We start from the raw sequence: 15,247 nt of genomic DNA on the forward strand, positions 1-15,247 counted from the left end.
TGATGACTCTTACAGTTACCGGTACTTCTTCTTCTGATCCATCTGGGTATCTTACCCTTACGTTTCCATTGATGATATCACCTGGATTCTTATCAGCTGGAATGGTTACAGTGACTTTACCATTGTTATCTACTGTGATTCCTGGTGTTCCACTTGTGTAAGTTGTTCCTGCTGGAATTGTCTTACCACTTGCTTCTCCTACTGGAATCTCTACTGATGTTCCTGGTTTGCCACTTCCATCATTGTATCTAGGTGCATAATCATCTTTGTCTCTGTTGATGACTCTTACAGTTACCGGTACTTCTTCTTCTGATCCATCTGGGTATCTTACCCTTACGTTTCCATTGATGATATCACCTGGATTCTTATCAGCTGGAATGGTTACAGTGACTTTACCATTGTTATCTACTGTGATTCCTGGTGTTCCACTTGTGTAAGTTGTTCCTGCTGGAATTGTCTTACCACTTGCTTCTCCTACTGGAATCTCTACTGATGTTCCTGGTTTGCCACTTCCATCATTGTATCTAGGTGCATAATCATCTTTGTCTCTGTTGATGACTCTTACAGTTACCGGTACTTCTTCTTCTGATCCATCTGGGTATCTTACCCTTACGTTTCCATTGATGATATCACCTGGATTCTTATCAGCTGGAATGGTTACAGTGACTTTACCATTGTTATCTACTGTGATTCCTGGTGTTAAGCTTGTGTAGGTTGTTCCTGCTGGAATTGTCTTACCACTTGCCTCTCCTACTGGAATCTCTACTGATGTTCCTGGTTTGCCTCTACCATCATCATACTTCGGTGCGTAATCATCTTTATTCGGACGTCCAACTACTACTGGAACATCTACTGTCTCTGTTGATCCATCTGGATAAGTTACGATTACTACTGCATTTCCTACATTACCAGATGTATTTGTTGATGGCTTACTTTGTACCGTTAATGTTCCTGGTGCATAGTTTTGTACTTTTGCCTTCACTTCATCATCCGTAATGTTATGGTTATACGGAACTGTTAATGTTTCTCCTGTTGGATTGTATTTAACTTTTTGTTCTTGTACAACAATTTCAATTACTTTTGTCGTTGGTGTATTGTTTTTGTCATAAGCAGTAATAGTTACTCGTTTTGTTCCTGCTGTTCCAGTCGGCGTTCCTGTAATTTTTCCATTTGCGAACGTTAATCCTGCTGGTAAATCTGTTACCACTATCGGATTATTATCGCGCATTCCTACTCCGCCTCTATTATCTTCAGCTGTTACTGGAATTTCTGGAATTGGTTCACGATTTGTTACCGTTGCTCCATTTGCTGTGATTGTTGGCCCTGTTACATCTGTTACTGTAACTGGTACATCTACATTTTCAGACGATCCATCTGGGTATCTTACTTGCACTACCGCATTTCCTGCGTTTCCTGCATTCGCTGTTGATGGTCTACTTACAACCGTTAATGTTCCAGGTGCATAGTTACTTACTTTTGCTTTTAATTCTGCATCTGTAATGGTATGGTTTTGGTTTACAGTTAATCCTGCTCCTGTTGGAGTGTGAACTTCGGCTTGACTTCGTACTGTAATGGTGATTGTTTTTGTTGTTGGCGTATTGTTTCTATCATATGCCTTAATCGTTACTGTACTATTTCCAGGTGCTCCAGTTGGTGTTCCTGTAATTCGTCCGTTTGAATATGTTAATCCTGCTGGTAATCCTGTTACTTCAATAGGATTATTTTGACGCATTCCAACTCCGCCTCTATTATCTTCAGCTGTTACTGGAATTGGCGTGATTGGTTCACGATTTGTTACTGTTGCTCCGTTTGCTGTAATTGTTGGTCCTGTTACATCTGTTACTGTAACTGGTACATCTACATTTTCAGACGATCCATCTGGGTATCTTACTTGCACTACCGCATTTCCTGCGTTTCCTGCATTCGCTGTTGATGGTCTACTTACAACCGTTAATGTTCCAGGTGCATAGTTACTTACTTTTGCTTTTAATTCTGCATCTGTAATGGTATGGTTTTGATTTACAGTTAATCCTGCTCCTGTTGGAGTGTGAGCGTCTGCTTGGCTTCGTACTGTAATGGTAATTGTTTTTGTACCCATATTCCCATTTTTGTCATAGGCTTTAATGGTTACTGTACTATTACCTGGCGCTCCAGTTGGTGTTCCTGTAATTCGTCCGTTTGAATATGTTAATCCTGCTGGTAATCCTGTTACTTCAATCGGATTATTATCGCGCATTCCTACTCCGCCAGTATTATCTACAGCTGTTACTGGAATTTCTGGAATTGGTTCTCTATTTGTTACTGTTGCTCCGTCCGCTGTAATTGTTGGTGGTATAGTATCAGGCGCTGTTACAGTTAATGTGAAAGTTACAGGATTAGCTCTGTTACCTGCATTATCGGTAGCATTAAAAGTAATCGTAGTTGTTTTACCAACATCTTCTGCAGTTGTTGTAATTGTAATTTTAGTTATTTTTTCAGTATCAGTAACTTTTACATTAGTACTTGTTGCTTTGCCAGAGAAAAATCTAGTACCGTATTTCTTTAGGAAATCCCCAGCATCAAGGTTAACAACTTTATTATCTCTTGCTGTTACAGCGAATGTTACTGTAGTACCTTCTACTACTGTTTGACTAGCTGGTGATATTGTTAATGTAGGTGGTTGGTTATCTGGAGCTTCTGTTACTGTAACTGGTACATCTACATTTTCAGACGATCCATCTGGGTATCTTACTTGCACTACCGCATTCCCAACGTTTCCTGCATTAGTTGTTGATGGTTTACTTACAACTGATAATGTTCCAGGTGCGAAGTTACTTACTTTTGCCTTCACTTCATCATCTGTAATTGTATGGTATTGGTCTACTGTTAATCCTGCCCCTGTTGGGTTATGAGCATCTGCTTGGCTTTGTACTGTAATTGTGATTGTTTTTGTTGTTGGCGTATTATTTCTATCATATGCCTTAATCGTTACTGTACTATTCCCTGGTGTTCCTGTTGGTGTTCCTGTAATTTGTCCGTTTGAATATGTTAATCCTGCTGGTAATCCTGTTACTTCAATAGGATTATTTTGACGCATTCCAACTCCGCCTCTATTATCTTCAGCTGTTACTGGAATTGGCGTGATTGGTTCACGATTTGTTACTGTTGCTCCGTTTGCTGTAATTGTTGGTCCTGTTACATCTGTTACTGTAACTGGTACATCTACATTTTCAGACGATCCATCTGGGTATCTTACTTGCACTACCGCATTTCCTGCGTTTCCTGCATTCGCTGTTGATGGTCTGCTTACAATTGATAAGGTTCCTGGGCCAGCATTACTTACTTTTGCTTTTAGTTCTGCATCTGTAATTGTGTGATTTTGGTTTACAGTTAATCCTGCTCCTGTTGGATTGTAAACATCTGCTTGGCTTCGTACTGTAATGGTAATTGTTTTTGTACCCATATTGCCATTTTTATCGTAGGCTTTGATGGTTACTGTACTATTTCCTGGCGCTCCAGTTGGTGTTCCTGTAATTCGTCCGTTTGAATATGTTAATCCTGATGGCAATCCTGATACTTCAATCGGATTATTATCACGCATTCCAACTCCGCCTCTATTATCTTCAGCTGTTACTGAAATTGGCGTGATTGGTTCACTTTTAGTTACTGTGGCATTATTTGCCGTAATTGTAGGAGGTGTTGTATCTCTTGGAGTTAGACTTGTCCCTAACGTACCCATAATATATGACTGGTTAGTAGTAGGTCCTTTTGTTACGGATGCAGCATACACTCGCCCATAAGCATTCGCTTCAGCTTCAGTAATATCATTTTTCAGCTTAATCTTCGCATGCATATGCACTGCATAATCACTACTTTCTCTCCTAACATCTAGTCCTAAATAATACGATAGTCCTGGATAGCGATTATTCTTATCTTTAGTGAGTTGATTTAGAGTAGGATCATTTTGATTATTTTTAAATACATCCCATCTTTGATTATCACGAGTCACCCCTGAGTTTGGATCATAAAATGTATCTCTATCAGCATTAAAAATTCGATATTGCTGACTCCATGGGTTTGTAATTGTCGCAGTATTTCCATATTGTTCGAATCCTTGGAACCCATCAGAAAGTCTTCTACCTCCAGTATTACGGTAACGTGTAAAGGTTAACTCTTTTACCGTATTAGATGGATCCATGATATTAAATGGTGCTTGGAAGTAGTAGTGTTGTTGATAAGAATTAACTGTCATCTTTCTTCCATCATTATTGAAGAAGACATCATAAACAATCCATTTTCCTTCACTATCTTGCATATAGTAGGCTTTGATATCTGTTTTATTTAATGTTAATTCTGGTTCATCATTTCTCGTTCTACGTCCATTATTTCCTGCCATATTAGGGTCAACCGAGGCAAAATATCTGATATTTGCTAGGGCTCCTGAACTAATCTGGCCATCTGTTCTGAAGTGAGTTCCTTGACCCATACTTTGACCATTACGTGAGTCACGAGCACCTGAAGTCAAACGCGTTGTAGCGTTTTTAACAGAATTAAACATTCTCTTCACACGTTTAGTCATATCTTCAACATCGTTCAGAGAAACTGTTGTATTCTGAATAACCCCTTGGGCTAATCCCAAGAGTTCGTTAGCTTTTTCAAATACTTCTTTAGTTGATTCATGTTCAGGAAGCTCAAGAACCGCTGCTTGTAATTGATCAGCAGACAATTTTAGTGATTCTTTCTTATCTGAAATAGTTTTATCAGCTTCACTTAGTTCAGAAGTGATTTTATTATCTTTGATTTCAGTCTTATTCTCAGTTGCAGTTTCTTGAACCTTGCTTGATGCTTTAGTAGCATTTGATAAGACAGTTAAATCACTTTCTAAAAGGGAAAGTAGTTCATCTACATCCTTCTGCGTTGCAGTATCACTATCTAGTAGGGCTTGCCCTTTTTGAACTCTGTCCTTAATCGGAGAAATAACTGACTTGTCAAGATCTGATTTCGATGACAGAGTAGTCTTTAACTCTTCAACTACTTTTTTTAATTTCGCTTTATCAACCACTTTGACAACGTTTTCATTATTGGTTGTCATCTTCTTTTCCGAAGGATTCTGTGCAACTTCTACTTTAATATCAGTAGGTTGTTGAATCTCTGTAAGTGATTTATCCTTCTCTTTCTGGTTAACCACATCTGTGGTAGGTTGTGAATTATTTGCAATCACACTATCCGCACTAGCAACGCGCGCACCCAAAAACATCAGTGCTGCAACAGCTACTGAAGCCGCACCAAAGCTATATTTACGAATAGAGAAGCGTAAAACTTTTTCACGTTGGTGACGCTTTACTCTACTTAGTGAATTCGATTTGTTTCCCATTTTTCCTCCTTATGTCAAAACACAAAATCAAATTAAAAAGCAATTTTTATAGCTAATTCCAAGTAGGAATATAACCATAAAAAATTACTATGATGAGTATTTTACACATCACAGCTATCACAGCTATCACAGCTATCACAGCTATCACAGCTATCACAGCTATCACAGCTCAATTATACCATTTTTAATATCTTTAAACAACAAAAAACATGATTCCAGCGTCAATAAAAATTGAAAATTTTTAATTATTCACAAAATGTTAATATGTTATATTGTTTTAAATAAAAAAGAGAGGTTTCCCTCTCTATCAAATCTAGATTTTTTCTTCTTTGATATCAATCACAATCTCTTCTGATTCATCAAGAGTTTCGGCCTTTTCTTGCCATTGCTCCTTGAGATTATTGAATCGATCTTTTGATGCTTCTGTCGCTTGACGAGCACATGATTTGGCTTGAGCAAGGACGCTGTCCACAGTGATTTCACCTGACTCAACCTGTTCTTTGGTTTTAAGAACAAAATCTGTAGCATGCTCCTTGACTTCTGTCAGTTTTTCACAGACCTGCTCTTTGGCATACTCAGGATCTTCTCGCAAATCATCTAGAAAATCTTGAGCCTGACTGCAAACTTGTTTGCCCTTGTCGCTTGTTAAAAACAAAGCAAGAGCTGCACCTGAAACGGTTCCTAAAAGGATTGAGGATAGTTTACCCATAAGAATTCTCCTTTTTTATTTTTTGAAAAATTTACTTGCAAGACGAAGAGCTGATAAGCTTGCACCAGTCTTAATGGTTTTTGAACCAGCTGATGAAGCTTTCTTGCTCAAGACCCGCGCATGGTCATTGAGGTCTGAAACAGATAGAGACAGATCTGCAACAGCACTAAAGAGTGGATCAATCGTTGCTACCTTGACATTGATATCATCTGCCAAGACATTGACCTTAGCCAGCAATTCATTGGTATGATGCAAGGTCACATCTACATCTGAAGTTAAGGTTTTAATCGTCTTCTCTGTTTCATCAATCACACGTCCAAGCTTTTGTACAGTAATGATTAGATACACTAAAAATACAATCAAAGCAAGGGCTACAAGAATATATGCAACTTCTAACATTTACTTTTCCTCCTCTGAAATATAGTACGGAGCCTTCTTTCGATTTTGATATAGAATGATAAAAATACCGAGACCGATAAGGACAACTGATAGCCATTGAGACACTCGAAGTCCAAAGAACATGAGACTATCTGTCCGCATGCCTTCGATAACCATACGACCGAAACCATACCAAATCAGGTAGAAAGCAGTGATATGACCTCTTCTGAGACTCTTCCATTTCCGTCTGAATATCAGAATCAAGACAAAGCCAAGCAGATTCCATAGAGATTCATAAAGGAAGGTCGGTTGACGGTAGCTCCCATCAATATACATCTGGTCACGGATAAAGCCAGGTAGATAATCCAGATTATCCACTGCTGCACCATAAGCTTCTTGGTTAAAGAAATTGCCCCAGCGACCCAAACTTTGGGCTATCATGACGCTCGGCGCCGCAATATCTAGAAAATCCCAAGTATTGATGAGTTTACGATCAGCAAAGATATAAAGTACAAGAGCCCCAGTTATTAAACCACCATAGATGGCCAAACCACCATTCCAAATGGCAAAAATTTCTCCCAAGTTCTGACTATAGTAATCAAAACGGAAAATGACATAGTAGAGACGAGCTCCTAAAATAGCCAGAGGAAAGGCTACTAAGATAAAATCTAAAATATCGTCTGGTATAATCTTCTTTCTAGGCGCTTCTTTCATGGTCAAATAAACCGCAAGAATCAAGCCTGTCACAATACACAAGGCATACCAACGAATAGCTAGAGGACCTAGATGAATAGCAATTGGATCAAGCATCATGCACCTCGTTTTGAGCAATAAGATTTGTCAAGCGTTCTTCGAACAAACGCGTCGCATCAAAGCCCATTTCCTTAGCACGATAATTCATAGCAGCAGCCTCAATCACGACAGAGATATTACGACCTGTTTTCACTGGAATGCGGATACGAGGAATGGCTACACCAGAAATTTCTAATTCCTCTGCATTGTTTCCAAGACGATCAAAAGTCTTATGCGTATCATAATTTTCCAAGTAGACAGCCAACTGGACCTGTGAAGAATCCTTGACAGCACTGGCACCGTAGAGGCTCATAATATCGATAATCCCAACCCCACGAATTTCAATCAAGTGTTTCAAGATTTCAGCAGGTTCTCCCCAAAGAGTTAATTCATCCTTAGAATAAATATCTACCCGATCATCTGCTACCAAGCGGTGACCACGTTTGACAAGCTCCAGACCTGTCTCACTCTTACCGATACCACTATCACCTTGAATCAAGACACCCATCCCATAGATATCCATCAAAACCCCATGAACACTGGTACGTTCAGCCAAACGAGAATCAAGGTAATTAGATAACTCTCCAGACAAACGACTGGTCGCGGTACGGCTGGTTAAAATGGCAATCTTACATTCTCTGGCTGCCTTTAACATTTCTTCTGGAACCACCAAACCACGAGCAACAATAACTGCTGGTGTCTCAGGTAGAAACATTTTTTTCAAAACTTCATAACGGCTGTTAGAAGGCATGCCAATCAGATATGACCACTCCTTCATCCCCAAGAGCTGGATCCGCTCTGGCGTGTAGTAGTCAAAATAACCTGTCATTTCAAGACCAGGTCGCGTAATGTCCGCTGTATTGATTTCCTTTTCAAGCAATTCTGGTTCGCCATAGACAATGTCTAGTCTAAGCTTTTCAATCACTTCTTTTACTAAAACCGACATCATTTCCTCCTTCAAATGAGTTCTTCTTTCTATTATATCAAATTGTAGGAGGATATTTCAGATTTTTGCAGGCTTTGGAGTATTTATTTATACTCAATGAAAATCAAAGAGCAAACTAGGAAACTAGCCGCAGGTTGCTCAAAACACCGTTTTGAGGTTGTAGACGGAACTGACGAAGTCAGCTCAAAGCACTGCTTTGAGGTTGTAGATGAAACTGACGAAGTCAGTAACCATATCTACGGCAAGGCGACGTTGACGTGGTTTGAAGAGATTTTCGAAGAGTATTAAAAGAAAAAAGACTAGATTTCTCTAGCCTTTCATTTTCAATTAGAATTTTTTACGTTTACGAGCTGCTTCTGATTTACGTTTACGTTTTACAGAAGGTTTTTCATAGAATTCACGTTTGCGTGTTTCTTGAAGAGTACCAGCTTTAGTAACCGCACGTTTGAAACGACGAAGTGCGTCGTCAAGAGATTCATTCTTACGTACTACTGTTTTAGACATTTTTTTCACTCCCTTCAAGTTCAAGATCTATTCTATTCTACACGTAAAAGGAATAATTGTCAAGAAAAAATGCGGTTTAATTTTGATTTTTTCTTAGGTTTATACAAGAGTTGAAACCACTCATTCCAAAGGGTTTCACTTTTTATTTTTCAAGTAAGCTGAGCGCTTCAGCATCTGCGATGATGGTCACATCAGGGTGATTTTGTAAGCTACTTGCTGGCAAACTCTCAGTCACTGGGCCAGACACTGTTCCGGCAATGGCTTCTGCTTTCGACTCACCGTAAGCAAAGAGAAGGATTGACTTGGCATCCAAGATATTTTTAATCCCCATTGAAATGGCTTGGGTTGGAACATCTTCAATCTTGTCAAAGAAACGTGCATTTGCTTCAATAGTAGACTGGTCAAGTTCGACTAGGTGTGTTTGACTGTCAAATGGAGTACCAGGTTCATTAAATCCGATATGTCCATTGCGACCAATTCCCAAGATTTGGAGGTCAACTGGATGGTCAGCCAAAATTTGATTGTAGCGTTCTACTTCTGCTTCAGCATTGTCCTTAACCCCACGAGGCAAGAAACTTTCTTTAAATGGTTTTTGGTTAAACAAGTTTTCTTGCATGAAGTAACGATAAGACTGTGGGTTGTCCCCATCAAGCCCTACATACTCATCAAGGTTGACACTAGTTAGATTTGAAAAATCAAGGTCACTCTCAACGATTTCCTTGTAAAATTCAAGTGGGCTACTTCCTGTCGCAAGTCCTAGAGTTTGAGCTCCATTGGCCAATTTTTCTTTCAAAATCTCAAAAGCAACTTTTCCACCTTCGACTTGATTTTCAACTTTAATAACTTTCATCTTTTCATCCTCCGTTTTAATCTATATTCATTATATGGTATAGACCAATTTTTGTCAAGTGAAAACGATTTATTTTCTAAAAAAGAGCGTCCAAACTTGAAACATGTTATAATGGATAAGATTAGAACTTAGAAAGAATGAACAAATTTATGAATACAGCTGATTTTGATTTCCACTTGCCAGAGGAATTGATTGCCCAAACGCCCCTTGAAAAACGGGATGCCTCTAAACTCCTCATTGTCAACCGTGATACTGGAGAAATGCAGGATAAACACTTCCACTCTATTATTGATATGCTGGAACCCGGTGACGCCCTTGTCATGAACGACACCCGAGTTCTCCCTGCCCGCCTCTATGGTCAAAAGGAAGAAACTGGAGGTCATGTGGAACTTCTCCTGCTCAAAAATACTAATGGAGATGAGTGGGAAGTTCTGGCTAAACCTGCCAAACGTCTCAAGGTCGGTACTCGTGTTAGCTTTGGTGATGGCCGCCTCAGCGCTGTCGTTACGGAAGAATTGACCCACGGTGGTCGTATTGTCCGCTTTGATTACCAAGGAATTTTCCTAGAAGTTTTGGAAAGTCTGGGTGAAATGCCGCTACCACCTTATATCCATGAAAAACTGGATGACCGCGAACGCTATCAAACTGTTTACTCCAAGGAAAGTGGCTCTGCTGCAGCACCTACTGCTGGTCTCCACTTCACCAAAGAACTGCTGGCAGAAATCCAAGCCAAGGGTGTTCATCTAGTCTATCTGACGCTTCATGTCGGGCTCGGAACCTTTAGACCCGTTTCAGTTGACAATCTGGACGAACATGAAATGCACTCAGAATTCTACCAACTTTCTGAGGAAGCTGCTGCCACCCTTCGCTCGGTTAAAGAAAATGGAGGTCGCGTCATCGCTGTTGGAACCACTTCTATCCGCACCTTGGAGACTATTGGTTCTAAATTTGATGGGCAAATCCAAGCAGATTCTGGCTGGACCAATATCTTTATCAAACCTGGCTATGAATGGAAGGTTGTTGATGCCTTCTCAACTAACTTCCACCTGCCAAAATCAACTCTGGTCATGTTGGTTTCTGCCTTTGCAGGCCGTGAATTAGTCTTAGACGCTTATCACCATGCCATTCAAGAACACTACCGCTTCTTTAGTTTTGGCGATGCCATGTTTATCTATTAATTTTTACAATCAAAAAAGCGCATATTATCAGGCAAAATCCTTTGGTGCTCTAAGCTTTTCTAATGATAGACAAAGTCTGAAAAGCTCTCAGAATCGTTGTCTCAGCACCAAAAATACGTGAAATTTACATAATTAAAATAAATTTCAGGGGGGTTATACAAAAAAACGACGATTTAAACCGTCGTTTTACTACGATAAATATGTAATCTTTTTTTGAAAATACGTCTATTTATTTTTTATTGTTTTTTTTATTGTAGAGCAGACCCAAGCGAATGAACATAGATTGTAAAAAGCAAATGAAAAAATTGCGAGGATAATAGCTTCTGTGCCAAAATAACCCATTTCGAGACCTTTTTTCAACAACAACAAGCCTATAGTTTCGATAACGATCAAATATAAAAATATATAAAAAATTTTCGCATTAAGCATATTGTTACCGCTTTCTTTTTATTTGGTTTTATTGTATAATAAAAGTTGAAAAAAATCAAAAATACAAAAGAGTTTCCGTTATGTCTAAGATGTCTAAATGCATGTGTTTGCTAGCTATGTCTGTTTTCTGTATGTCTAGCATTTCCCCGTCGCTTGCTGTTTTTGCTGATGATAGCTTATCGGCAAACTCTAAAGTTGTATCTGGTGAGACTCAGTTTAAGAATGGCTCATCAGTGCGGTTCGGAGATACGCAAGTAAATATTTTAAGTGATGAAGTTCTTGAGGTGGTCAATCCAGATGGAAGTGTAGACACTATTGAACAACGTGCTGATGGTGTCTATATCAATGGGGCATTTTATATGGCTTATCAAAAGAATGAAATCGACCTAAATATATCTTTTAGATCACACGATCCTAATGTTTGGAATTACGTCAACACAATACATGGGAATAAACTAGCCAACACATTCGCTAACTTCATGATTCAATCTGGAATATCCGCGTTTTTTGGTCTTATAGGTTCTATATTGGGTGACCCATGGGGTGACATAATTAGTGGAGCATATTTTGGTATACAAGCTTATCAGTCTTACTTGGATTCACAAAGCCCATATCCATACTACATAACAAGTACTTATATCCATCTTTCTCAAAGAAAATGGAAGTTTATCACTGAATTCTATAGAAACTCAGACTATACTGGGTATGTAAAAAACGAAACAACCTACGTGAATTTCTAAAATATAAACCCTGCCTTTATATCTAGGCAGGGTTTATATTTTAGTTAATTGCTCAAGTAATTTGTAAGCATAATACTTGCGAAACTCTATTTGTTCAAGCGGTTCAAAAGCTCTTGTTTTTTATCCTCAAGCTCAGCTCTCCTTTGCTCGATTTCTTCACGTTTTTGGGCGATTTCTGCTTGCGCCTCGGGAGTTTCCAAAGTGCCTTGTGACTTGTGAAATTCTACTAGCATATCAACGATTTTTGGGTCTAATTCGTTGACATAATCAGGATTTGACCATTTCGGCACGTTGCTTGCAGGTGCTTGCTTTTTGCCGCCTTTTTTGGGCGTTTTGGCTTGTTGTTCAGCTTTCTGACTATAGTTGACCTCGTGGAATTTTCATATTATGCGTTTTGTTATGGATAAAAAATGAATTAATTTATTCTAAAGCTCGGATCTTTCAAACTCTGCACACTAGCATTGATCACCGCACCGACAATCAAAATCTTAGCGATGAGAATAAACCAGAACATCATGACCACCACTACGACAGAACTGAAAAAGCGCACGTCCACTAGATGATTGACATAATTGTTAATATAGACTGAAAAAATATTGAGCAGTAAGAGCAGGGTCAACAAGACAAAGGTACTACCTGGCAATACATATCGAATTCGTCGCACCTTAACATTGGGGAGGAAATAATAAAGCATGACCAAGATTGCAAAAATCAAGGCATAGATCAAGGGGCTTGTTAGGTCTTGCAGATAATCAAAGAGAGGACTATCCGATTTCCAGTAGCTCTTGATAAGGTTGAGAAGCATTCGCCCAAAGACACTCAGAAAGAGAGCTAAGGCGAAGAGAATCTGCAAGCCAAAACTGACAAACAAACTCATGAGCTGACTGGAAATCATTCCACGATTTTTAGCAACTCCGTAAGCTTTGTTAAAGGCTTTCTGTAGGAAATTCATGGATTTTGAAAAGGTCCAGAGGGCTGACAAAACCGCAAAACTCAATAAGCCCGTTGAAGGCTGGGTTAGCACTTCTGTAATAATCTTTGCAACAACATCATAAACCGTATCAGGTAAAAACCCATTAGTCACGTTTAAAAAATTTGAAACAGAAATATGAAAATACGGCAAAATGTTGACCAAAACTAATAACAAGGGGAAGATAGAAATCAACCAATAATAGGCCACTGCAACACTGGTCAACTCACTATCTGATTTTTGATAATAATGTAAAAAAGCTTTTAAAAAGGGGCTATCAATCAGCTCTTTCCACCACTTCTTCATGTCACACTCCTTCACTTACAATCTTGATTAATTTCTTCTTACCAATTCCACCATATCATACGGCAGGGTATTGGCAGCTTCCTTCAAGGAATAGTTCTCTAAGTTATTCACATTTTGTCGTAACTTCTTGGCATACTTTGTCGTAATCAATCGTTTTTCTTCGTATTCGAAAATCAACTTGCGCTCCAGATAATAGCCTCTCAACATTTCATCGATATTGTTGGGCTTGACGCGATTGATAACCCGTTCGACAAAGGCACCACTGGTGATAATAGCTGTTTCTCGGAGACGAGAATCCTGCATGAAGCTGATCAAAGAACTCTTATAAACCCCTTTTAGGTTCTCCAAACTTTCAATAATCATCTCTGTATTTTCTAGATAGAGCTCTGCAATTTGGTCATAGTCAAGGGCTCTGAGTTTCTGTGATTCTTCATTTTTCCAACTGCGAAAAGTCTTGCCTAAGGTAAAGACTTCGTGAAGGAGAAAACGTAAAATCCGCAAGGAAACAAGGAAATAATAGGTCAATCGTGAAGCAAACTTGCGATTGATACCTTGTTCCATGTTTTTCAAATAACGTTGGTAAACTCGATAGGCACGCTCACTCATCTTGCCTTCTTCGTAGGCCTGTTCTAAACCATCACTTTCAATACTGAGGATGAGAAGTTTCAAGGTCTCCCAGTCTTCTTGAGCCCCCTTATTTTCTTGATTCAAGATAAGGTTCTCTATTCGTCCATGGTAATTGTCAATGGCTGCATAGAGAGGGAGCTTATTCTTATGAGTTTCAAGTTCTTTTTCTAACTCCGAAGTAACCTCATTCAAAATAGCGATATGCATGAGATAATCCTTGCTTTCTTCCTGTTCATCCGAAAGATGAGGCAGAATCAAGAGACCTGTTAAAAAGCTGACAAGCGTCACACCTGCGACAAGGAAAAGTAAGAGTGGATATTCCTGCTCTAAATCACTTGGTATCAGAAGAATCGTAGCAATCGACACCGTTCCCTTAACGCCTGAGAAGGTCAAAAGAAGCATGTCCTTCATATACTTATTTAGCTTTTTCTTGAGGCGTCGTGTCCTGTAGGCATAATAGCCATAGATCATGACAAAACGAATGGCAAAGAGGACAACGGTAAGGGCTATAAGAGATAGCAATAACAGTAAGGGATTATAGATTGGATTGGCCAAGATAGGTTCTGCTATCATTTCCAGCTCCATCCCTAAAATCACAAAGACAGAACCGTTGAGCATAAAGTTCACTGTGTCCCAGACCGTCTCGGTTACCGTATCCACTTGGGCTTCGAGGAGCGTGATTTTCTTAAAACGGCTTGCCTTTAAAATCCCAGCAACTACAACGGCAATAATCCCTGAAACGTGGACTTCTTCTGCCAGGAAGAAGGTTACCAAGGGCAAACTCAATTCCAGAAGGAGCTCACTAGCGATATCCGTTGCTCTCACACTAAGTAAGAAACTATGGAGGAAGCGGTTGGTCATGGCTGTTAAAAAGCCAATCAAAAAACCGCCTAGGATTGAAAAGATGAGCGAACTACTCGCTTGACCAAGGGAAAAGGCTCCAGTTGTCCAAGCTGTCAAAGCTACCTGAAAGGCAACCAATCCAGAAGCATCATTCAAGAGTCCTTCACCTTTAAGAATATTGGACACGCGCTTTGGAAAGCTAAAGCGCTCAGAAAGAGAGGCAAAGGCAACCAAATCCGTAGGGCCAAGTGCCGCCCCAACAGCCAAGCAAGCTGCCAAGGGAAGGCTGAGCCAAAGAAGATGAGCCAAGCCACCCAAACTCAGGGTCGAGATGAAAATCACTGGAAATATGAGATAGATAATGATTCGCCAGTGTTTTAAAATAGCCGTAATATCTGCTTCCTCCGACTCTCGAAAAAGCAAGGGCCCGATAACCAGAGCCAAAAACAACTCTGTATTGAGGTGAAAGTCGGTATTGGGTAAAAAGAGACCAATCACAATTCCCAAAAGAATTTGCACTAAAGGGAGAGGCAAAAAGGGCAGGAGCTTATTGGTGGTACTTGAGACAATCAAAACCAGTAAAAATAGGATGAGGTAAATCAGTAATTCCACGCACTTCCTC

13 protein-coding genes are annotated in these 15,247 nt (G+C 39.5%); 3 read left to right on the plus strand and 10 right to left on the minus strand.

Annotation, left to right across the window (positions count from 1 at the left end; translation table 11 throughout):
- From RWP09_RS03000 to hprK, 5 genes are all read right to left on the minus strand, one after another.
- A partial coding sequence (locus RWP09_RS03000) for a Rib/alpha-like domain-containing protein (protein ID WP_314433973.1) occupies positions 1-5,353 on the minus strand: 5,353 nt, incomplete at its 3' end.
- A 313-nt stretch (positions 5,354-5,666) separates the two neighbouring features.
- Positions 5,667-6,062 carry a YtxH domain-containing protein gene (locus RWP09_RS03005; RefSeq protein ID WP_314433975.1) on the minus strand — a complete coding sequence of 132 codons (396 nt, stop codon included), beginning with the start codon at positions 6,060-6,062 and terminating at the stop codon, positions 5,667-5,669.
- Between the two features lie 15 nt (positions 6,063-6,077).
- Complete coding sequence (locus tag RWP09_RS03010; protein WP_000895039.1) at positions 6,078-6,461, minus strand: DUF948 domain-containing protein; 384 nt, start codon at positions 6,459-6,461, stop codon at positions 6,078-6,080.
- A complete protein-coding gene (gene lgt, locus RWP09_RS03015) occupies positions 6,462-7,250 on the minus strand; it encodes a prolipoprotein diacylglyceryl transferase (protein ID WP_314433977.1) in 789 nt (262 codons plus the stop codon). It lies immediately after the preceding gene.
- Entirely contained in the window at positions 7,243-8,178 is a 936-nt protein-coding gene (gene hprK / locus RWP09_RS03020) for an HPr(Ser) kinase/phosphatase (protein ID WP_313970764.1), read from the minus strand. Before hprK ends, lgt begins: the two co-directional genes overlap by 8 nt.
- A 96-nt stretch (positions 8,179-8,274) precedes the next feature.
- Between hprK and RWP09_RS03025 the strand changes: the two genes are divergently transcribed.
- Complete coding sequence (locus tag RWP09_RS03025; RefSeq protein WP_084928666.1) at positions 8,275-8,466, plus strand: hypothetical protein; 192 nt, start codon at positions 8,275-8,277, stop codon at positions 8,464-8,466.
- Between the two features lie 39 nt (positions 8,467-8,505).
- On the opposite strand, the gene rpsU is transcribed toward RWP09_RS03025, so the two are convergent.
- Together rpsU and RWP09_RS03035 are read right to left on the minus strand one after the other, a co-directional pair.
- Entirely contained in the window at positions 8,506-8,682 is a 177-nt protein-coding gene (gene rpsU, locus RWP09_RS03030; RefSeq protein WP_000048054.1) for a 30S ribosomal protein S21, read from the minus strand.
- Positions 8,683-8,824: 142 nt separating this feature from the next.
- Positions 8,825-9,532 carry a glucosamine-6-phosphate deaminase gene (locus RWP09_RS03035; protein WP_033683351.1) on the minus strand — a complete coding sequence of 236 codons (708 nt, stop codon included), beginning with the start codon at positions 9,530-9,532 and terminating at the stop codon, positions 8,825-8,827.
- 149 nt (positions 9,533-9,681) lie between these two features.
- Between RWP09_RS03035 and queA the strand changes: the two genes are divergently transcribed.
- Both queA and RWP09_RS03045 read left to right on the plus strand, forming a co-directional pair.
- A complete protein-coding gene (gene queA, locus RWP09_RS03040) occupies positions 9,682-10,710 on the plus strand; it encodes a tRNA preQ1(34) S-adenosylmethionine ribosyltransferase-isomerase QueA (RefSeq protein ID WP_314434276.1) in 1,029 nt (342 codons plus the stop codon).
- 560 nt (positions 10,711-11,270) lie between these two features.
- Positions 11,271-11,879 (plus strand): hypothetical protein, encoded by a 609-nt coding sequence (locus tag RWP09_RS03045; RefSeq protein ID WP_314434278.1) that lies wholly within the window; start codon positions 11,271-11,273, stop codon positions 11,877-11,879.
- A gap of 86 nt (positions 11,880-11,965) precedes the next feature.
- Here the strand turns inward: RWP09_RS03045 and RWP09_RS03050 are convergent, their stop codons facing one another.
- From RWP09_RS03050 to RWP09_RS03060, 3 genes are all read right to left on the minus strand, one after another.
- The gene (locus tag RWP09_RS03050) at positions 11,966-12,169 is read right to left on the minus strand and encodes a hypothetical protein (protein WP_001127305.1); all 204 of its coding nucleotides are present in this window, start codon (positions 12,167-12,169) and stop codon (positions 11,966-11,968) included.
- A gap of 125 nt (positions 12,170-12,294) precedes the next feature.
- A complete protein-coding gene (locus tag RWP09_RS03055) occupies positions 12,295-13,155 on the minus strand; it encodes a YihY/virulence factor BrkB family protein (protein ID WP_314433980.1) in 861 nt (286 codons plus the stop codon).
- A gap of 27 nt (positions 13,156-13,182) precedes the next feature.
- Complete coding sequence (locus RWP09_RS03060) at positions 13,183-15,237, minus strand: sodium:proton antiporter (RefSeq protein WP_314433983.1); 2,055 nt, start codon at positions 15,235-15,237, stop codon at positions 13,183-13,185.
- Positions 15,238-15,247 lie beyond the last annotated feature (10 nt).

This window comes from uncultured Streptococcus sp., from assembly GCF_963521255.1.
Lineage (GTDB): Bacteria > Bacillota > Bacilli > Lactobacillales > Streptococcaceae > Streptococcus.

Coding starts and splice junctions, on each gene's coding strand:
- RWP09_RS03055 (WP_314433980.1), bottom strand. CDS start 13,155: ATGAAGAAGTGGTGGAAAGAGCTGATTGATAGCCCCTTTTTAAAAGCT.
- RWP09_RS03025 (WP_084928666.1), top strand. CDS start 8,275: ATGAAAATCAAAGAGCAAACTAGGAAACTAGCCGCAGGTTGCTCAAAA.
- rpsU (WP_000048054.1), bottom strand. CDS start 8,682: ATGTCTAAAACAGTAGTACGTAAGAATGAATCTCTTGACGACGCACTT.
- RWP09_RS03045 (WP_314434278.1), top strand. CDS start 11,271: ATGTCTAGCATTTCCCCGTCGCTTGCTGTTTTTGCTGATGATAGCTTA.
- RWP09_RS03005 (WP_314433975.1), bottom strand. CDS start 6,062: ATGGGTAAACTATCCTCAATCCTTTTAGGAACCGTTTCAGGTGCAGCT.
- queA (WP_314434276.1), top strand. CDS start 9,682: ATGAATACAGCTGATTTTGATTTCCACTTGCCAGAGGAATTGATTGCC.
- RWP09_RS03035 (WP_033683351.1), bottom strand. CDS start 9,532: ATGAAAGTTATTAAAGTTGAAAATCAAGTCGAAGGTGGAAAAGTTGCT.
- hprK (WP_313970764.1), bottom strand. CDS start 8,178: ATGTCGGTTTTAGTAAAAGAAGTGATTGAAAAGCTTAGACTAGACATT.
- lgt (WP_314433977.1), bottom strand. CDS start 7,250: ATGCTTGATCCAATTGCTATTCATCTAGGTCCTCTAGCTATTCGTTGG.
- RWP09_RS03010 (WP_000895039.1), bottom strand. CDS start 6,461: ATGTTAGAAGTTGCATATATTCTTGTAGCCCTTGCTTTGATTGTATTT.